At 64.5% G+C, this 18996-nt stretch carries 16 protein-coding genes and 1 pseudogene; 4 read left to right on the top strand and 13 right to left on the bottom strand.

Annotated elements, in window-relative coordinates; translation table 11 throughout:
• The 6 genes from QMG52_RS18290 to QMG52_RS18265 all read right to left on the bottom strand — a co-directional run.
• Positions 1 to 434, bottom strand: a 434-nt coding sequence (locus QMG52_RS18290) for a GntR family transcriptional regulator (RefSeq protein ID WP_283561852.1), incomplete at its 3' end; no start/stop codon positions are given.
• 519 nt (positions 435 to 953) lie between these two features.
• On the bottom strand, positions 954 to 1169 hold the full coding sequence (locus QMG52_RS18285) for a hypothetical protein (RefSeq protein ID WP_283561851.1): 216 nt from the start codon (positions 1167 to 1169) through the stop codon (positions 954 to 956).
• 124 nt (positions 1170 to 1293) lie between these two features.
• Positions 1294 to 1482 carry a hypothetical protein gene (locus QMG52_RS18280; protein ID WP_283561850.1) on the bottom strand — a complete coding sequence of 63 codons (189 nt, stop codon included), beginning with the start codon at positions 1480 to 1482 and terminating at the stop codon, positions 1294 to 1296.
• Between the two features lie 135 nt (positions 1483 to 1617).
• A complete protein-coding gene (locus QMG52_RS18275; protein WP_283561849.1) occupies positions 1618 to 3234 on the bottom strand; it encodes an amidohydrolase in 1617 nt (538 codons plus the stop codon).
• Positions 3235 to 4716, bottom strand: coding sequence for a sodium:solute symporter family protein (locus QMG52_RS18270; protein ID WP_283561848.1), 1482 nt, complete (start codon positions 4714 to 4716; stop codon positions 3235 to 3237).
• The gene (locus tag QMG52_RS18265) at positions 4713 to 4958 is read right to left on the bottom strand and encodes a hypothetical protein (RefSeq protein WP_283561847.1); all 246 of its coding nucleotides are present in this window, start codon (positions 4956 to 4958) and stop codon (positions 4713 to 4715) included. Before QMG52_RS18265 ends, QMG52_RS18270 begins: the two co-directional genes overlap by 4 nt.
• Before the next feature lie 119 nt (positions 4959 to 5077).
• Here QMG52_RS18265 and pdxR point away from each other — a divergent pair, with 119 nt between their 5' ends.
• The 4 genes and pseudogenes from pdxR to rpsT all read left to right on the top strand — a co-directional run bounded on the left by pdxR (position 5078) and on the right by rpsT (position 8144).
• Complete coding sequence (gene pdxR, locus QMG52_RS18260; RefSeq protein ID WP_283561846.1) at positions 5078 to 6568, top strand: MocR-like pyridoxine biosynthesis transcription factor PdxR; 1491 nt, start codon at positions 5078 to 5080, stop codon at positions 6566 to 6568.
• Between the two features lie 138 nt (positions 6569 to 6706).
• A pseudogene (locus QMG52_RS18255) lies at positions 6707 to 6871 on the top strand (PhzF family phenazine biosynthesis protein); the annotation flags it as partial.
• A 285-nt stretch (positions 6872 to 7156) separates the two neighbouring features.
• The gene (locus QMG52_RS18245; protein WP_283561857.1) at positions 7157 to 7444 is read left to right on the top strand and encodes a hypothetical protein; all 288 of its coding nucleotides are present in this window, start codon (positions 7157 to 7159) and stop codon (positions 7442 to 7444) included.
• Positions 7445 to 7883: 439 nt separating this feature from the next.
• Positions 7884 to 8144: a 30S ribosomal protein S20 gene (rpsT, locus tag QMG52_RS18240; protein WP_283561845.1), complete on the top strand. Its 261-nt coding sequence runs from the start codon at positions 7884 to 7886 to the stop codon at positions 8142 to 8144.
• A 113-nt stretch (positions 8145 to 8257) separates the two neighbouring features.
• On the opposite strand, the gene holA is transcribed toward rpsT, so the two are convergent.
• The 7 genes from holA to QMG52_RS18205 form a co-directional block, all read right to left on the bottom strand.
• Positions 8258 to 9337: a DNA polymerase III subunit delta gene (holA, locus tag QMG52_RS18235; protein WP_502920568.1), complete on the bottom strand. Its 1080-nt coding sequence runs from the start codon at positions 9335 to 9337 to the stop codon at positions 8258 to 8260.
• Between the two features lie 115 nt (positions 9338 to 9452).
• The gene (locus tag QMG52_RS18230; protein ID WP_283561844.1) at positions 9453 to 11408 is read right to left on the bottom strand and encodes a ComEC/Rec2 family competence protein; all 1956 of its coding nucleotides are present in this window, start codon (positions 11406 to 11408) and stop codon (positions 9453 to 9455) included.
• Between the two features lie 14 nt (positions 11409 to 11422).
• Positions 11423 to 12415, bottom strand: coding sequence for a ComEA family DNA-binding protein (locus QMG52_RS18225; protein ID WP_283561843.1), 993 nt, complete (start codon positions 12413 to 12415; stop codon positions 11423 to 11425).
• Between the two features lie 290 nt (positions 12416 to 12705).
• Positions 12706 to 13674, bottom strand: a complete 969-nt coding sequence (locus QMG52_RS18220; RefSeq protein WP_283561842.1) for a DegV family protein — start codon at positions 13672 to 13674, stop codon at positions 12706 to 12708.
• A 94-nt stretch (positions 13675 to 13768) separates the two neighbouring features.
• Positions 13769 to 16273, bottom strand: coding sequence for a leucine--tRNA ligase (gene leuS, locus QMG52_RS18215; RefSeq protein WP_502920567.1), 2505 nt, complete (start codon positions 16271 to 16273; stop codon positions 13769 to 13771).
• 320 nt (positions 16274 to 16593) lie between these two features.
• A complete protein-coding gene (gene glpK, locus QMG52_RS18210; RefSeq protein WP_283561840.1) occupies positions 16594 to 18108 on the bottom strand; it encodes a glycerol kinase GlpK in 1515 nt (504 codons plus the stop codon).
• Positions 18109 to 18170: 62 nt separating this feature from the next.
• Entirely contained in the window at positions 18171 to 18911 is a 741-nt protein-coding gene (locus QMG52_RS18205) for an MIP/aquaporin family protein (protein WP_283561839.1), read from the bottom strand.
• Positions 18912 to 18996 lie beyond the last annotated feature (85 nt).

The raw sequence follows: 18996 nt of genomic DNA, 5'->3' as shown, positions 1-18996 counted from the left end.
TGCAGTCGAACACAAGACTCGCCAGCACGACCACCACACCCGGACGGCACCCAATGAGCGGCCCCCCTCATATCAGCCGGGAGCCGCTCACCACTGCCACTTGACAAACGTTCCCTCATATCAGCTGAGGCAAGCTCACAGGCAAGAACCTCCAGTGCCTGTCGAACATCGAACAAATCCGCAACCTCTTCCGGACTGAGGCTGCTCACCACAATGCCTCGTGAGTTGGGCTTCTCACTCACCAGCCCCTCCTGGCGAAGCATACGCAAGGCCTCCCGAATCGGGAGCCTGGAGACATTGAACTCGTCGGCCAGATCGCGCTCGACCAGCCGGGTGCCTGGAACGTAGTGCCCCTCAAAAATTCTGGCCCGAATGGTGTCACGAACACTTTCACGCAGCGGACGATCGTCGCTTTTCGTTGTGCTCTCGCTCACTTGATCCTCCTTACAACTTTCATCGGCGGATAAGGCGCTCTCGTCAGGGGAACACTCATTGTGGCCCGCGTGCCCGCATGGATCCCCAAGACTTTGTCTTGAATACCTGCAGTCCTGCCCGAAGGAGGTCCAGGTCAAACCGGCAATTTATGGGATCCCGTCTTGGGATCCCATAAATTATTATGATAGAGGTCACGTTTGCACGTCAAGCACTTGTCGAAAAAAAAGTTGGAGGCCTCATCGTGGCCACGCTGTTTCCAGCTGGGCAGGGCCCACCTAACCTCTCATTCAAGCCCTCGCCTCTGCTGGCCTCCTCTTGGAGTTTCGGCTGGGCCACATCCGCGCCGCCTGATGGCCGCCATCCATAGCAGCCCTGCCGGACGATATTCGTGGATTCGTGGATACGGGGACACGGGGAGACGGGTAGCGGCTCGTACTGGCGCAAAGACGAGCCCGTTTTTCAGATCCACGTGGGCAGGCTTGAGGCACTGGTGCCCACAACTCACGCGGACTCCCCGTTTACTCCCCCTTTTCAACCAAAAATAACCATCCCAACCGGGCAATGACAATGGCGCTCAGCCCCACCAGGACTTGCAAGCCGAGGATCCAATTCACCCAGCGGAAGGTCCGGCGTGTGCGCGGATGCACCCGCATGGATTCCTCAATCACGTAGTGGCCGTTACGCCCGCCGCCCAGCTTGTCGATGTCCAGTCCGAACACTTTCAGGGGTCTCATGGGAACAGCGTAGCGGGCCGGTCGTTGCCGGTCAGGCATGCCCCGCTGTGGCTTCCTGGCCATGCAGGTGCTGACGGGCACGAGCCCGACGGCGTTGCGTCGGTGGATTTTCCCGGGTGCCCGGTCAAAGCCCTTCGCATCGAGGCTGTTGCCCAGGGGTAGGCGGCCAGGGCCTGGTGTACAGCTCGTTGAGCCGGGCGCTGGAAAATTCGCCTCGGGTGCCGTCGGTGAACGTGACGGCGATGGACATTTTGGTGGGGAAGTGCCGGCCCACGTGAATGAAGCCGTCCTGGTCCCGCCGGAGGTTGAGCATGCGGTTGCCGCCTTGTCGTGAGGGAACCCCTTCGTGAGGGAACCCCCTTCATGAGGGAACCTCCAGTCTGCCCTATTTGGTTCCAGACAGGTTCGCCACCGGCTGGCCCGGGCAGGTTCGACGCCCCCTAGGCTGCTAAAAACCCCCACGGTTGAAGACGAATTCACCCCCCACCACGGTCGCCACGGCTGAAACATTCTGGGATTGTTCAATGGCAAGGCCCACGATGTCCTGGTCCAGAATGGTCAGGTCGGCATCCATGCCGGCCGTCAGGGTGCCCAGATGGGCCTCGTCGTGGGTCAGGTATGCGCTGTCGGCCGTCAATGCATGCAGGGCTGCGCGCTGGTCAAGCCTTTGCGCTTCACCCAGGACCGAACCGCCGCTGGTCAGCCTCGTCACCGAGGTGCGGAAAGTGGCCAGCGCGTCCATCGGCGTAATGGGGCAATCCGAATGCATGCCGAAGTGGAGGCCGCCATCCTGCGCATCACGGGTGGGATCAATCCTGGCGGCACGTTCGGCACCAATGAACCGGTCGCGGTGCCGATCCCCCCAGTAGTACACGTGGTTGGCGAAAATGGACGCCACGGAGCCTGACTCGACCAGCGACGCGATGTCCTTGGCCGACGCCATCTGCAGGTGTTCCACCCGGTGCCTCGGATCGCTTTGGTTCGAACTGCCGCGCAAGGCCGCAAACGCCCCGGCCACGGTGGAGATGGCCAGATCACCGTTGGCATGAACCGCGCACTGGCCGCCGGCGTCGTCAATGCGGCGCAGGAGCCCTGCCAGCTCCTCGGGGGAATACAGCAGCTCGCCGCACTGGGTGTCCTGGCAGGAGTAGGGCTCCTTGAGCGCACCCGAAAGCCCCTGGATGGAACCGTCCGACCAGAATTTTGCCCCGGCCACCCTGTAGTTGCCCACGGCAGGCCGGGCAAAAAGGTCCGGTGACCCTTCCAAATACCGCAGGGCGAGGTCCGACCTGACGTATCCGGTCACCCGGATCGAGAGTTGGGACTCTGCTGCCAGCTTGCGCCACGTGTCGATTTCCAAGTCGCCGGCCATGATCCCCACGCCTAGGTCGTGAATGGAGGTCATGCCCCGTTCAGCGGCTACCCCCGCAGCGTAGAGGGCGGCGTCTTTGACGTCCTGTTCAGAGACGGGCGGGATGGCGTCAAGAACGGCATGCACCGCGCCCATCTCCCACATCAGACCCGTCAATTTCCCGGATTCATCCCGGACGAACCGCCCGTCCGATGGGTCTGCCCGATCCTCATGTATGCCGGCCAGATCAAGTGCCAGGGAATTCGCGACGGCAAAATGACCCGAAATGTGGGAGACAACCAGGGGCACGTCACGGCTGACGGCATCCAGATCCTCGCGGTTGGGATGCCGCCCCTCGGCCAGTAGTGTGTCGTCATAGCCCCAGCCGCGCAGCCACTTGCCGTCGGCCAGCGCCCCCAGGTCACGGCGAAAGGCCGCCTGGATATCTGAAATGCTGCCGTTGAGCGGGCTACGGCAGTCCGTCCAGTTCCGGGTGAGTCCGAAAAACACGGGGTGGACGTGGGACTCGATTAATCCGGGGACCACTGTGGCGCCGTCGAGGTTGATGCGTCTGGGCGCCGGGCCGGCAGCCGCCTCCACCTCCTCCAGCGACCCTGCACTGAGGACTCTGCCGCGGTCCACGGCGAGTGCCTCCACGGGATCGCTCCAGGCGTCCAGTCGAATGCTTCCGTTTGTGAAAATTGCAGCTGACATCTACGAAGCGCTCTCTTTCCGGGCCGTGTGGTGGGTCCACCCGGCCGGGGCACCGGAATCGGCAGGGATGCGGCGCCGGCGCGCCGCAAGGGATTGGGTGGGCTCGGCGGCCGGGGAGACCAGCCGGCCGATGCCCACAACCAGCAGATTTGCCGCCAGCGCCGGCACCCCGATGTTAAGCCCGCCCAGCGTGGCTCCGGAGAGGTAGATGCCAATGGAGGTCAGGGCGCCCACCGCGAGTCCTGCGGCCATGGCGCCGGGACGTACCCGGGTCGGGAAGATCATGAGCAGGACCGGGACAATGAGCTGGGTCAGCCCGTAGTAGGCGGTGTTGATCAGGGTTCCCATGATGGTGGGAACCACCAGCGTCAGCACGATGGAAATGGCCAGATAGACGAAGATGACCACCTGCGTCATGGGCTTTTGCCTGGCTTCACTGATATTGGTCAAAACATTTCTGGAGAAAAGCGTGCCGATGACCAGCGCTGACGCGGCGAGCACCACGATTGCACACAGGGCCGCTCCCCCGGCGACCAGGCCCACCAGCCAGTCGGGCAGAAGCTGGCGTGCCACCTCAATGAAGGCAAGGTTGGTGTCCGCCCCGGTCAGGCCTGGCGCCGCCGAGATGGCGAAGAATGAGGTGAGCAGGATGAAGGGGTACATCAGCATGTAGAGGGGCATGACGATCTGGGTGTACCTGATGCTGACCGGCGATTTCCCGCTGAGCACCGCCTGGATGACGAACGGGAACATGTAGAACCCGATGGTTTGGAACAGGAGGGTGGAGATGGTGTTGAGCATCGGAGCCCCGCCGGGGATGGTGGTGTGCTCCGAGCCCACATTCGCGTGAGTGATGATGGTGGCGACGTTGGGGACCTTGTTCAGCACGAAGCCGGCGACGACCAGGATGACGGCGATCAGGGCAAAGTCTTTCAGGAAGCTGACAAAGGCTGGTGCCCTGATGCCCGAGAGCAGGACAAATACCAGCGAAATTCCGACGCCAATGAGAACCGTCACCAACGGCGTCAGGCCCAGGCCCAGTCCGTTGAGGGCAACCTCCAGCCCCGTCAGCTGGAGCTGGGCCCAGGGGATCAGGAAAACAACACCGATCAGTGCGGCCGTCAGTTCCAACGGCCGGGACTTGAAATGGCCGCGGAAAATGTCTGGAAGTGTCATGGCGTTGTATTGGCGCCCGGCCTTCCACAGCAGTGGAAGCAGGAAGTAGCCGATGGGGTACCCCAGGAGAATGTAGCCCATGAACCACACCGCGAATCCCACGCCGTGCGCATAGACACCGCCCGGGAACCCGATGATGGTGCCAATGGAGTACACCTCCCCCACCACCATGATGAACACAACCACCGAGCCGAAGCTTCTGCCGCCCACCAGGAAGTCGGCTGTTGACTTGCCGGCACCGACGCGTGAATACAGGCCAATCCCGACGGCGAGCAGCAGGACAATGACGAACATGACAATGGTCATGGGGCCACCTCCGCGGCCGCATCCTCAAACTCGTCCAGCTGGTAGTCAGCATGCTTGTCAAACAACCGCCAGCTGATCCACATTAGCAGGCTCGTCACCGGAAACATGATGAACATGAACAGCAGGATCAACGGTATGCCGAAGATGGTTGCCGTTGACCCGCCAAGCAGTAGCACCCCAAGTGTCACTAGGGTGATTGGTGTAATCAGAGCGATGACAACGCTCGCCGTTCTGGGAATCATGGCTTCTTCCTTTGAAGTGGATTGTGTCACATTATTCTGACTTTTTATGGCCCTCACAAGGTCCAGTATTTTGACTTCCACCAGTCCAGAAAGGCGCAGTGGGCTGCTATCCTCGGGCCATGGCAAGAACACGGCAGCAAACGCCGAACGACCTAGCGCTGATCCAGGCCCCGCCCGGCACACCGCTGCATTTGCGCGTTCGCCGCACCGTGGAGGGTTTCATCGCTTCCGGCGTCTGGCCCACCGGCACAAGGATCCCCTCAAGCCGGCAAATCGCTGAGCTCCTGGGCGTTTCCAGGACCACCGTCCAGGCCGCCTATAGCGGACTGCTCGATGACGGGTTCATCGTCGCCAAGTCGCGCTCAGGGTTCTTCGTCAACCACCAAATCAGCCCCATCAGCGTTGACCACGGCAGCAGTCCCGGCGTGCACGCCAGCCATGCCGAGATCGACTGGGTCCAGCTGGCGTCATCGGCTGCCCCAGCCCTGCCCGAGCTGGACAGGGAACCGCGATGGTGGACTTTCGAGTATCCCTTCGTCACCGGCCAGCACGATCCCGCGCACTTTCCCGCGGCAGCCTGGATTCGGGCCCTGAAGGCCTCACTGGCCACTGACGAGCACCGCCACGCCAGCCTGGACGACGTGCTCATGGACGATCCCCTGCTGCTGGAGACCATCTGCCAACTCATCCTGCCGGCGAGGGGGATCTTCACCGAACCGGACAATGTGCTGATCACCCTTGGCAGCCAACAGGGCCTGCAGCTTCTGGGCGAAAGCCTGCTGCATCACGGCGATTCCGTTCTCGTGGAAAGCCCTGGGTATCTCGACGCCCGTCACGTCTTTTCCCGGGCCGGCGCCAACCTCGGGTACCTTCCGGTGGACGCCGAGGGGGCCATTCCGCAGGAATCATATTCGCATGCAAAATTGATCTACCTGACCCCCAGCCACCAGCACCCCACCAACGTGACGCTGACGGCCAAACGGCGCCTGGACATTATTGGGGACGCCTCACGCCACAACTTCATCATTGTCGAGGACGACTACGACTCGGAGCTGCGCTACGAGGGGCAGCCCTCCCCGGCGATGGCGGCCTTGGACCCCAACGGGCGGACCATCTACCTTGGCACCATGTCCAAGGTCCTGGCACCCGGCATTCGCATCGGATTCCTGGTGGGCCCGTCACCACTCATTGCCATCCTGCGCAAGGCCCGGCGCTACCAGCACAGGCAGCCGCCCGGACAAATTCAACGGGCTGTGGCGCTCCTGTACCAAAGCGGGGATTTCAGGACGTCGATGCAGTCCTACAGGCGGGCCCTGGGCACCCGCTGGCATACCGCCTCAGCAATTGCGCGCGAGATATTTCCCGACGAGCAGACGCTCCCGCCGGGCGGAACCGGCCTTTGGCTCAAGGCCCCCGCCCAGGTGGACACCCGGGAACTGCGGGTCCTGGCCAAGAGGAACGGAATCCTGTTCGATTCAGGCGAAAAGTATTTTGCCACCCGGCATGCCTCCAACAACTACATGCGGATCGGGTTCGCCTCCATTCCCAATGAGCGGATCGAGCCCGGACTGCTGAAGCTTGCCGCGCTTTTCGACCAGGACCCGACGTGAGCGAATCCGCCGGCTAACTGCTGCAGCAGCCCCGTCCCGACCAATTTCCCCCAAGTGGCAGTTGACGCCGGTGCCGGACCGTGGTAATAGGCAGTAGCCTGCATTGCGCGCCTCCGCCGTCTCGAAGGGACCCCTGAATTGACCGAGTACCAGTTCGCCCAAGTTGATGTCTTCTCCCCCACCCCGTGCCTGGGCAACCCTGTCGCCGTCGTCCTGGCCGACGACGGCGTGAGCGAGCAGGCCATGGCGCGGCTGGCCCGGTGGACCAACCTGTTCGAGACGACGTTTGTGCTTCCTCCCACCTCCCACTACGTACAAGGTCCCCACCCAGTACAGGCTGGCGTAGCTGGACCCGGGCTAGAGGACTGGCCATCCGCCACAACGAACACCCCGTAACTGGGGGCCTGGTCCACGTGGGCATCAAGGAACTCGGGCGAATCCCTGACGGTAGCGGCCATAAGGTTCTGGGCAAGGCCGCCAGTAACCACAACAAAACCAAAATGGCCGCGAACCGCCGCCCTGGCGACGACGTTCTGCACAATACCCACGATGACCACTCAGGATTGGCTTATACCGAAATCCTCACGTATGAGAAAGGAGAAACCGCAGCCGGGTTCTGGGAACACCCCAACAGATATTTCACCGGTGCCGGGACCACTGCAGCAGACCGTCACGTTGGCCGAGCTGCTCACAGAACACAGCCCGGGCTGGGAGCCGCCGCCGCCGGCACGGCGCGCCCTGATCCAGACGCGCTGCCACCAGCACGCGGTCACGGGATTCGACGCCGTGCGCGAGTCCGCGCCGGACGATGTGGTGCTGGCCGATGGATTCAGCTGCCGGACCCAGATCGAACAGGGCAACGCCGCCGGCCGCTAGTGTGTGCACCTGGCCGAGCTGCTGGCCTCGGCACTGCATGAGCGGGGAAAGGATGGAGACGGAAAGGAAAGCAGAAAGGATCGGGACAGGGAGGCCGGGGGGCACGAAGGATGGACACAGAAACGTCGGGGGCACGAAGGATGGACACAGAAACGTCGGGGGCACGGAGGATGGCGTTGGCCCGGCGAATGAAGTGCGCGCACCACGCCCGCGCACTTCCCGCAAAGCCTCCTATATGGCCCTGGCCGTGGTGGCACTCGCCGGCGTTGACCGGTTGACTACCGTGATCTGTTAGCATTGGTGACTGTGTGCCCGTGCAGGTCGGCGGTCACTACAGGTTGGCCGGACGTTCACCGTAATTCGAGCATCCCCACGCCGCTGTCAATGGTCAACCTACGCCCTCTACGACCGAAGTCCGCTTTAAAAAGAGAGTTCATACGTGGCTAATATTAAGTCCCAGAAGAAGCGCATTCTTACCAATGAGAAGGCGCGCCAGCGCAACAACTCAGTGAAGTCCGAGCTGAAGACCGCTATCCGTGCAGTACACGTCGCGGTCGAGGCTTCCGATAAGGATGCCGCTGCTGTTGCCCTGGTTGGCGCGAGCCGCAAGCTGGACAAGGCCGTTGGCAAGGGTGTTATCCACGCCAACAACGCCGCAAACCGCAAGTCGGCCATCTCCAAGAAGGTTAACGCCCTCTAGGGACCCGTTGCTACCCTTTCACGGGAGTATCCGGGCGCTGTAGCGCTCATGCATCGGCTGTGGCCGGCACCTTCGGGTGTCGGCCACAGTTCGTTAAAGGGCCAGTTTGTGCGTTACCGCCGGCGGGCGGAGGTGGCGATCACCGTCACGGCCCGTTCCACGGCGTAGACCGGGTCCTTCGCTTCCCCCTTGACCTGGGCATCGGCGTCCGCCAGGACCTGGATGGATCTGATCAACGCCTCGGCGCTCCAGGCACCGATGTCCCGTCGCGCGGAATCAACCTGCCACGCCTGCATGCCGAGGTCCTTCGCTATCTGCGCCGAACTCCCCCGGGCCGAATGCACCTTGGCCAACGTCCTGACCTTCATAGCCAAGGCCGCCACCAGCGGCACCGGGTCCACTCCGGTAGCCAGTGCATGGCGCAGCGAGGAGAGTGCCACAGGGGCGTTCCCGGCCAGCGCGGCGTCGGCCACCCTGAATGCGGTGGCCTCCACACGGCCACCGTAATACTTATCCACCATGGCAGCGGACACCGACGCGGCTCCTTCCGCGGAGGGCACATCGGCGATCAACTGACTGCACGCGGCCGCCAGTTCCGCCAGGCTGGCCCCGACCGCCGCAACCAACGCGCGCACGGCCTGCGGATCGATCCGCCGCCCGGCCTGCCGGAACTCCGCGCCGACGAAATCCGCCTTTTCCTGGTCCTTCTTCAGCGGCAGGCATTCCACCACGGGCGCGCCGCTGGCTTTGACAGCATCCAGCAGTTTTTTTCCACGGGTACCGCCGCCGTGGTGGAGGGCGACGACGACGTCCGGCTCGGGCGAGTTGAGGTATGCCAGTGCTTCGGTCAGGAAATCGTCATTCATGGCGGCGAGCGCCGATACCTCGATGAGTTTTGCTTCGCCGAACAGGGACGGGCTGGACAGCATGGTCAGCTGGCCGGCGGTGTAGGCGGAGGCGTCCACTGTGGTGACCTCGAGCTGCGGGCTCTCCGCGCGGAGTTTACGGCGCAGGTTTTCCAGCGCCCGACCGGCAATGAAGTCTTCCGTCCCGTGCACCAAAACCACACTGGCGGGCGGAACATCGCGCCAGCTCACCATCCGGACCGTCCCGGCGGCGCCGCGTACCGCTGCCCGGGACTGACTCTTGGATGCGGCGGAGCTGGTGCCGCGCCCTGCTGCGGGAGGGGTCATCGACGCGCCATTGGGATAAGAGAGGTCATATAACCAGCCTGCCATGGTGCTGCGACATTCCCTATCCGACGAATCCCGGCTGCATCCGCCGGCCCCTGGAGGCAACGTCGGTATTTCAGTGTGCGCCCGCTGTATTGAGCAGCCAGGCAAGGACGGCACCGGTGACGGAGGCCAGGGCGACCCCGCCGGGCAGCCCGGCCGCGCCCCGCCACCGGGGCGGTAACCGGGCCCGCAGCCGGAGCGCCGTGGCGGCAATCCGCCGGTGATGGACGGTGCCCCACAGCCCCGCGACGGTGACGGCCGAAAGCCCCGCCATCGAGGTAACTCCGGCTACTCCTTCCGGCCACGGCTGGGCGGCACCGGGCAGACCGGAGAAGAACCGTGCGACGAAGGCCACCCACTGTGCACCAATCCCGGAGAGGAACACCAACGCCGGTACCGCCCACGGCGCGAGCGCCAGCGCGACGAGGCCCAGGGTCCCGATGCCTGTCACCAGGGCAATGACCGGTGCCGCGGCCATGTTGGCGGGCAGCGAATAGGCCATCAGCTGCGGTTGCAGCAGAACTATAACCGGAGCGCAGAACAGCTGGGCTGTCAGCGGCACCGCGACGGCCTGCGCCAGCCAGTGCGGGAACCACGCCAGCAGCCATCGGCTGCATTGCTTCCCCACGAGCAGCAGGCCCAGGGTGGCCAGTACGGAGAGAATGAAGGCGTAATTTACGGCAAGCCAGGGATCCACCAGCAACAGGCCCACTACAGCGACGGCCAAAAGCGCGGAGACCCGCTTTGGCCGTCCGGACAGCATCGCCAATATGCCGATCACCCCCATGAAGGCCGCCCGGAGCACGCTCGGATCCGGTCCGACGACGGCGACAAAGCCGGCGAGACCGGTCACAGCCAGTCCCGCCGCGAGCCACCTCGGGCAACGCACACATCGGGCCAGATAGATCAGACCGCCGAGGATCAACGTGCAGTTCGCTCCACTGACAGCGGTCAAATGGGTCAGGCCCACCTGCTTCATGGCGGCGTCGAGATCCGCCGGCTGGGCCGAACGGTCCCCGGTGATCATGCCCGGCAGCAGACCGGCGGCATCCGGCAGGACGGTACCCGACAGCGACTGCGCCGCGGCCCTCCACCCCGCGCGCAGTTCCGCCGCCCAGCGGGTCCAGCCCTGCTGAACGGCGATCACGCGGGGAACGGATTTAGCGGCGAAGTACGCGACGGTATCCGCCCCGGCGTCCGTGGCCTTCAGCGTTCCCGCGGCGGCGACATACTGCCCGGTCACCACCGTGTCCCAGTCGGCACCGCCCACCACCAGCACCGGTGCGGCCGCCTCGAACCGTAGGCCGCCGGATGTTGCCTCCGTTAGGAGCGCTTCCACGATCACCTTCCCGCCGGAAGCTGGCCCACTGACGGGATGTGGATCGGCGCGCACCAGCAGCACGGCCGTCACCGTCACGGAACCGGTGATCGCCTGCCCGATCGGTCCTCGGGTCTTGAAGCCGGCCTGCGCACCGGCCACCAACAGGACCCCGGCAACGCAGAGGAGCGCGAGCACCGCCGCCGGAATCGCGCGCAGCAGCCCTGACTGCCTGGGCTTTCTCGTTCTACTGCGGCGCCGGCTCCGGCCAGGAGCCAGCGCCATGCAAGCACCGACCCAGATGGCCGGACCAAGGAGGCCGGCCACGAGACCTGCGCGGACTGCGTCCGTTGCCGGCATGGCGGTGCCGGCCAGCGCCGCAGTCCAGCTGCACACTGTTGCCGGAACCAGCCGCATGTCAATCCGTCGCAGCGCACCGGGCGTTCCCGGCCCGCCGTCGTTCTGCCGTCCGCCCGGCGCGCCCGCCCTTGCCCGGGCAGCGAAACGGCGGACCAATTCCGGACTCCGCCATGCGGGGCGCCTGATGGACCGGGCGGAGGGGACCGGTGGACGAATCGCCTCATCCGGCAGATCCGTCCGCGGTCCGCTCCCCACCGCGGCCTGGAGGTAGCGCTGCCAAGGCTGCTTGGCCGCTTTGGGCGCCTCCGGTTCCGCCGCCGCGTCGTCCGGACGTGCCCGGTCTTTCGTCATGACCGCGGCTCGCCTTACACCGTTACGAGTGGCAGCAGAGCTGCCAGAAGCTTGGGACCGATGCCATCAACGGCGTCCAGTTCCTGGGTGCTGGCAAATTTGCCGTGCTGCTGCCGGAAATCCACGATCCGCTGTGCCAGCACGGGGCCTACCTTCGGTAGTGTCATCAGTTCCTGGACTGCGGCGCTGTTCAGATTGACCTTGACCGCGGAGGGCTTTGCGCCGGCCGGGTTGACGCCGGACGACGTACCGGCGGAAGCACCCGCCGCGGGTGCCTCTGCGGCCTGGTCCCGGGTAGGGACGATGATCCGCTCCCCGTCGGCCAGCACTGCCGCGAGATTGACGGCTTCCACGGCGGCGTCCGGCAGCTCACCACCGGCTGCCTCGATGGCCTCGTAGACGCGGCTTCCCGAGGGGAGTTCCACAATTCCCGGGTGTGCCACAGCCCCGGCGACGTGGACCAGGACAGCGGCGCCGCCGGTCCTCCCCGCGTCCGTATTCGTGTCGGCGGGGACCGTCGCCTCCCCCGAGGGCTCCCCCGAGGGTTTACCCGATTCGCCGGTGCCGGGGACCTTCACCTTCACCGACGGGCCAACGTCCACGCCTTGGGGTGCCAGCTGCTGGCCCATCGTCGGGAGCAGCAGAACCAGAACGCCGCTGGCCAGCAGAGCAAGGATGATCAGCACGGCGGCCGAGCCTACCCGCCAGCGCAGTCGTCCGGACATGGGAGGTATTCCGCTAGGACTGCTTGCCATCTCCCGTTGCACCGGAAGGACCGTCGAGGCGTCGGCAACCGGATGTTCCGTCCTGTCGGCGGGACCGGGCAGCTCCCGGTAGGTCACGCCGGCAGCCGACAGTTCAGCCGCCTCGGGGCCCGCAGGCGTGGCCGCTACGGCTGCGTTCTCCAGCCCGGGGTCCACAACGAACGGGGGCTGCAATAGGGCGCTCAGACGATGGGACGGTCCCGTTTCCGACGCCGCGCCGCAATGCCTCGCCCGACTGACCATGACTACCATGCTAGGCACGTCAATGCGGGGCAGTGAGCGGGAGGAACAATCTGTGATCGCTGCCGGGCGCCGCCCCGGTTGTGCAGGACCAGTTCAAGAACAGGGGCCGCGAAGACGCCGAACAGTTCCTTCTTGTTCGTAGCCATGCGGCACGTTGGTATCCCTGCGGCACGTTCATATCCAGGCGACAAGCCGGAACCGATTAACCTACCTTCGTGCGGCAGGGGCGGTCAGCCGATTGGCGGTCGGGGACGCAAAACGGTCCGGTGGGATCGGTCCCTGTACTTGGGCTACACGACCGTATCCGCACGGTCCTCACCCACAATGACGGCGAGGACACCGAGCCCGGCATGCGCAGCCAGCACGGCGGGCAGCCCGGTGACCATGATCTCGGACAACTCCGGTACTCCGGAGGCCAGGCGGCCGGCGAACTCCCGTGCCTGCGCCTCATTCCCGAAATGGTGGACGGCTGCCTTGGCCATCCCGGCGGGCCGAGCCGCGATGTCAGCGAGCACCAGTTCCTCCAGCCTGGCAACGGCCCGGGCGGACGAGCGCACCCTTTCCAGCGGGATGATCCGCCCCTCCTGCACCGACAGCAGAGGCTTGATGGCAAAGACGGTTCCCAGCAACGAGGCCGCAGCACCGATCCGGCCGCCGCGCCGGAGTTGGTCAAGACTCGGCACATAAAAGTAGATCCGGGCCGCGGCCAGCTGGGCCGTCGCAGCCGCGGCGACGCCGGCGCGGTCCAAGCCCGAGGCGGCGGCCAGCAGCGCTCCTTGGACACCGAATCCCTGCGCCATGCCTGCCGTTCTGCTGTCGATGACCTCGACGGGAAAATCCGTGCGGGAGGCCGCCAGTAAGGCCGCCTCCACCGTGCCGGAGAGGGCGCCGGAAATGTGCACCGAAACCGCTGACTCGAAGCCGCGCGCGCGGGCGGAACGAAAGGCCCGTTCAAACTGACCCGGTGAGGGGCGCGATGTCCGCACCGGTTTGCCGGCCGCCAACGCCAACGCGATCGATTCGCCGAGATCGTCCACGCCCTCGCCAAAGATCTCATCACCCACCAGAACGGGCATCGGCACGATGGCCAGCCGGCCGTCGTCGGGCAGGGATCCGGTCCAGTCGAGCGGAAGCGCCGCCGCGGAATCGGTGATGACGGCCACCGACGGGTGCACGGCGGACACGGGCTCCTGACCGGGCCGTTTCCGGGCCAGCTGATCGCGCAGCCAGGTCAGGACCGCCGGTTCGCGCTGCGGCATCTCATGCCTTCCTTATCTGGCGCTGCCCATACCGCTGGAGGATCCCGCGGAACGGACAGCAGTGAAAAGCACCGGCGTACGGCGGCCCGCGGGTCTAGGCCGGAACGATGTTGACCAGTTTAGGCGCCCGCACGATCACCGTACGCACCCCGCGTCCATCCAGGGCACGAAGTACAGGCTCGGAAGCCAGTGCCAGCGTGCGCAACTCGTCCTCGCAAATATCCGGTGACACCTCCAGCCGGTCCCGGACCTTCCCCTGCACCTGCACCACTGCCGTCACCGTCGCCAGCACCAGCAGGGTCGGATCCACGGCTGGCCAGCCGGCGGTGGCAACCGACGCCTCATGTCCCAGCGCACTCCACAGATCTTCGGCCGTGTAAGGCGCAAAAAGGCTCAGGACGACGGCAACCGTCTCGGCTGCTTCGCGAACGGCCGGGTCCGCTCCGCCGGCGCCGGAATCGATGACCTTCCGGGTGGCATTGACGAGCTCCATCAGCTTTGCCACCACGACGTTGAACTTGTGGTGTTCCATTAGTTCGGCCGCGTCGGCAATGGTCCGGTGAGTGATGGAGCGAAGGGCGCGGTCCCCCGCAGCGGGATCGCTCCCCGGGCTGCTGGTGACGTCATTGCCAAGACGCCAGGCACGGGCCAGGAACTTCGCCGAACCCGAGGGGGAAACATCCGCCCAGTCGACCTCATCCTCCGGCGGACCCGCAAAAATCATGGTCAGCCGGATGGCGTCGACACCGTATTTGTCCAGCTGTTCGCCCAGATCCACGCCGTTGCCCAAAGATTTACTCATGGCCTTGCCGCCATTCAGCACCTGTCCCTGATTCAGCAGCGCGCTGAACGGCTCGTCGGCGTCGAGCATTCCCATGTCATGGATGACCTTGGTGAAAAACCGCGCGTACAGCAGGTGCAGAATGGCGTGCTCCACCCCGCCGACGTATTGCCCCACCGGCATCCATTCATCGGCCTTCTGCGGATCAAAGGGGCCGCCGGTGTAGTCCGGAGAGACGAAGCGCAAAAAGTACCACGACGAGTCGACAAAGGTGTCCATGGTGTCGGTGTCCCGTTTGGCCGGACCGTGGCACTGCGGGCAGTCGACGTTGACCCATGCCTCGGCCGCGGCCAGCGGGGACGTGCCCTTGGGCGAGAGGTCCTCACCGCGCAGGTCCGCGGGCAGGGTGACTGGCAGCTGATCATCCGGAACCGGCACCTCACCGCAGGCGCCGCAATGGATGATGGGGATGGGCGTGCCCCAGAAACGCTGCCGGCTCAGGAGCCAGTCGCGCAGCCGGAAGTTGACGAACTTCTCCCCCGTGCCCTGGCGCCGCAGGATGTCAATGGCGGCCGGAACCGCCTCGCTCTTGGGCAGGCCGTCCAGTTCCCCCGAGTTCACCAGCGTGCCCTCACCGGCAGTGGCAACGCCGGAGACGGCCGGGTCATCCTGTCCGGTCTGCAGGACCACGCGGACCGGCAGATCGAAGGTCCGGGCAAAGTCCAAGTCGCGCTGATCATGCGCCGGCACGGCCATGATGGCGCCGGTGCCGTAGTCGGCCAACACATAGTCAGCGGCCCAAACGGGCAGCTTCTCGCCGTTGAGCGGATTGACGGCGTAGCGGCCGGTGAAAACACCTGTCTTCTCACGTTCGGTGGACTGGCGCTCGATTTCGCTGAGCTTCTTCACCTGCTCGCGGTAGTCGGTCAGCGCCGCGGCGTGTTCGGAGGACACCAGTTGTTCGGCCAGCGGCGCATCCGCGGCCACCACGAAGAAGGTCGCCCCGTACAGCGTGTCCGGCCGGGTGGTGAAGACCGGAACCTCGTGCTCCGGCTGATCCGGAGTCGCTTCGATCACGAAACGCACGTGTGCACCCTCGGAACGGCCGATCCAATTGCGCTGCATCGCCAGCACACGCTCGGGCCAGTGCCCCTTGAGCTCGTTCATGTCATCCAGCAGCCGGTCAGCGTAGTCGGTGATCCGGAAGTACCACTGGTTCAGGGATTTCTTGGTGACTTGCGTGCCGCACCGTTCGCAGGCCCCGTTGACCACCTGCTCGTTGGCCAGCACAGTCTGGTCCTTCGGGCACCAGTTAACAGGGGAATTCTTGCGGTAGGCCAGGCCACGCTGGTAAAAGCGCTTAAACAGCCACTGGGTCCACCGGTAGTACTCCGGATCCGAGGTCTGCAGCCGCCGGGACCAGTCAACGGAGATGGCGTACCGGCGGAAGGACGCGGCCTGCGTGTCGATGTTGGCGTAGGTCCACTCGCTGGGATGGGCGTTGCGCTTAATCGCGGCATTTTCGGCGGGCAGTCCAAATGAATCCCAGCCGATCGGGTGCAGCACGTCGAAGCCCTGCTGACGCCAGTACCGGGCCACTACATCGCCCATCGCAAAGGCCTCTGCATGCCCCATATGGAGATCGCCGGAGGGGTAGGGGAACATGTCCAGCACGTACCGGCGTTCCTTAGAACCGTCGTCCAGCGGCACGAAGATTTTTAGGTCGTCCCAGACGGCCGGCCATTTGGCCTCCATCTGTGCGAAGTTATAGACGCCCTGCTCGTCTTTTTCTGCCTCAGTCCGGGACTGCACGCTCACGTACCCTGCCTTTACACTCATGATTGGCCTGTTGGCGGATTGGCTTCTTCACGCACAAAAGCCCCTCGACGCAGCAAATCGCCGCAGCAAGGGGCTAGCCAAGGAAGTAAGCCATACAGCCAGACTACCGCATCGGCCGAATCCGTAATCGAGGAGACAGCGGCGGCTGAGCCGCTGACTTAGGTAGGCGACGTCAGAATCCCCAACGAGGAGACAGCGGCGGCGGAGCCGCTGATTTATGTAGGCGACGTCAGAGGCCGAGGAACGAGGCCAGTCGCCGGGAAATCAGCGGTCCGCCGCCGCGTAGCGGCGCCGAACACTTACCTTACGTCGTCGTCGACCCAGTCCATCGACTTCGTGACCGCCTTCTTCCACAACCGCAGCTGCCGGTCCCGCTCGCCGGCGTCCATATTCGGCTCCCAGCGCTTGTCCTCGGACCAGTTCTTGGCCAGCTCCTCGGTGTCCTTCCAGAAGCCAACGGCGAGCCCGGCCGCATAGGCCGCACCGAGCGCGGTCGTTTCGGTGACCTTCGGCCGGATGACAGGGATCCCCAGGATGTCGGCCTGGAACTGCATCAGCGCATCGTTGGCGACCATGCCGCCGTCGACCCGCAGGTCCTCCATGTCAACACCGGCGTCGGCGTTGGCGGCGTCGAGCACCTCGCGGGTCTGGAACGCGGTGGCCTCCAAGGCAGCCCGGGCAATGTGGCCCTTGTTGGCGAAGCGCGTCAGCCCCACCATGACGCCTCGGGCATCGCCCTTCCAGTACGGGGCGAACAGGCCCGAGAATGCCGGCACAATGTACACGCCGCCGTTATCTTCCACCGTGCGGGCGAGCTTTTCCACCTCGGGGGCGCTGGAAATCAGCCCCAGATTGTCCCGCAGCCACTGGATCAGGGACCCGGTGACGGCGATGGAACCCTCCAGCGCGTAGACCGGTTTCGCGTCGCCGAGCCGGTAGCAGACCGTGGTGAGCAGCCCGTTCTTCGAGTGCACAATCTCCTCGCCGGTATTGACGATCAGGAAGTTACCGGTCCCGTAGGTATTCTTGGCACCGCCCTTTTCAAACGCCGCCTGGCCGAAGGTTGCCGCCTGCTGATCGCCCAGGATGCCGGCCACGGGGACCTCCCGCAGCAGCTGCGAGGTGTGCACCGTGCCGTACACCTCGGAGGAGGACTTGATCTCGGGCATCATCGAGCGCGGAACGCCGAACGCTGCCAGGATTCCATCGTCCCAGGACAGCGTTTCCAGGTCCATGAACATCGTGCGGGAGGCGTTGGTGACGTCGGTGATGTGCACGCCGCCGTCGGTTCCACCGGTCAGGTTCCAGGTCACCCAGCTGTCGGTATTACCGAAGATCAGGTCGCCGGACTCGGCCTTTTCCCGGGCGCCGTCCACATTGTCCAGGATCCACTTGATCTTGGTGCCGGAAAAGTAGGTGGCCAACGGCAGGCCGACCTTTTGCTTGAAACGTTCGACGCCGCCGTCGGCCGCCAACTCATCGACGATGGGCTGCGTGCGGGTGTCCTGCCAGACGATCGCGTTGTACACCGGCGTGCCGGTGGTCTTGTCCCAGACCACGGCCGTTTCCCGTTGGTTGGTGATGCCGACGGCGGCAATATCGTGCCGGGTCAGGTTCGCCTTGGACAGGGCGGTCCCGATCACCTCGCGGGTGTTGTCCCAGATTTCGGCAGGGTTGTGCTCCACCCAGCCGGCTTTGGGGAAAATCTGCTCGTGCTCCTTTTGCCCGCTGGAGACGATGTTGCCGTCGTGGTCGAAAACGATCGCGCGGCTGCTGGTGGTTCCCTGATCGATAGCAATTACATATTGAGACATCGTTGTTTCCTTCTGCTATGCCTGCATTTTTAGGTGGGTCTGCTGTTAACGTACTCCTGTGTTTACTTGACCAGCAGTGGCATGATCTGCACGCCGATGCCCGCCAGCACTCCACCGATCAACGGACCGACCACCGGCACCCAGGCGTAGCTCCAGTCGCTGGAGCCCTTGCCCCTGATCGGCAGCAAGGCATGCGCAATACGCGGGCCCAGGTCGCGGGCGGGGTTGATGGCGTACCCGGTGGGTCCACCGAGGGATGCGCCGATGCCGACGACGAGGAGGGCTACCGGCAGCGGGCCAAGGTTCGCGGCACTCTTGCCGAAGAGCAGGATGACGAAGACCAGCACGAAGGTGCCGATGATTTCGGTGACCACGTTCCAGCCGTAATTGCGGATGGCCGGCCCGGTGGAGAAGACGCCCAGTTTGGCTGCCGCGTCCGGCTCGGCGTCGAAGTGCTGCTTATATGCGAGCCAGCACACGACCGCGCCGAGGAAGGCACCGAGCATTTCGCCGCCCAGCGAGGTGAAAATACTGCCGGCATCCACCGGAACACCGGGCGCGAATTCCTTCGCGCCGCTGACCAGCACGCCGATGGTTACCGCGGGGTTAAGCTGGGCGCCCGATTTGGCGGCGACGAACACACCCGCCATCACGGCAAGACCCCAGCCGAAGTTGACCATCAGGAACCCGCCGGCATTACCCTTGGTCCCCTTCAGCGCCACGTTCGCTACGACGCCACAACCCAGCAGGGTAAGCATCATGGTTCCCATCACCTCAGACAGGAACACAATTCCGAGAGACATCTTTGACTCCTCTGTTTATTCTTTTGTGGGGTTTATTCTTTTGTGGGGTTTATTCTGTTGTCCGGCTATATTCTGTTGTCAGGCT

The organism is Paenarthrobacter sp. PH39-S1 (genome assembly GCF_030063245.1).
In the GTDB taxonomy this organism is placed as follows: domain Bacteria; phylum Actinomycetota; class Actinomycetes; order Actinomycetales; family Micrococcaceae; genus Arthrobacter_M.
Note: the sequence above shows the minus strand (reverse complement) of the source record. Positions and strands in the feature narration are given on the sequence as shown.

What these genes read in the sequence shown, in the direction of transcription:
- QMG52_RS18265 (WP_283561847.1), bottom strand. Translation starts at nt 4,958, where the DNA reads ATGATTCCCAGAACGGCGAGCGTTGTCATCGCTCTGATTACACCAATC.
- QMG52_RS18270 (WP_283561848.1), bottom strand. Translation starts at nt 4,716, where the DNA reads ATGACCATTGTCATGTTCGTCATTGTCCTGCTGCTCGCCGTCGGGATT.
- QMG52_RS18245 (WP_283561857.1), top strand. Translation starts at nt 7,157, where the DNA reads ATGAGAAAGGAGAAACCGCAGCCGGGTTCTGGGAACACCCCAACAGAT.
- pdxR (WP_283561846.1), top strand. Translation starts at nt 5,078, where the DNA reads ATGGCAAGAACACGGCAGCAAACGCCGAACGACCTAGCGCTGATCCAG.
- holA (WP_502920568.1), bottom strand. Translation starts at nt 9,337, where the DNA reads ATGACCCCTCCCGCAGCAGGGCGCGGCACCAGCTCCGCCGCATCCAAG.
- QMG52_RS18285 (WP_283561851.1), bottom strand. Translation starts at nt 1,169, where the DNA reads ATGAGACCCCTGAAAGTGTTCGGACTGGACATCGACAAGCTGGGCGGC.
- glpK (WP_283561840.1), bottom strand. Translation starts at nt 18,108, where the DNA reads ATGTCTCAATATGTAATTGCTATCGATCAGGGAACCACCAGCAGCCGC.
- QMG52_RS18220 (WP_283561842.1), bottom strand. Translation starts at nt 13,674, where the DNA reads ATGCCGCAGCGCGAACCGGCGGTCCTGACCTGGCTGCGCGATCAGCTG.
- QMG52_RS18230 (WP_283561844.1), bottom strand. Translation starts at nt 11,408, where the DNA reads ATGACGAAAGACCGGGCACGTCCGGACGACGCGGCGGCGGAACCGGAG.
- QMG52_RS18205 (WP_283561839.1), bottom strand. Translation starts at nt 18,911, where the DNA reads ATGTCTCTCGGAATTGTGTTCCTGTCTGAGGTGATGGGAACCATGATG.
- QMG52_RS18275 (WP_283561849.1), bottom strand. Translation starts at nt 3,234, where the DNA reads ATGTCAGCTGCAATTTTCACAAACGGAAGCATTCGACTGGACGCCTGG.
- QMG52_RS18280 (WP_283561850.1), bottom strand. Translation starts at nt 1,482, where the DNA reads ATGCTCAACCTCCGGCGGGACCAGGACGGCTTCATTCACGTGGGCCGG.
- QMG52_RS18225 (WP_283561843.1), bottom strand. Translation starts at nt 12,415, where the DNA reads ATGGTCAGTCGGGCGAGGCATTGCGGCGCGGCGTCGGAAACGGGACCG.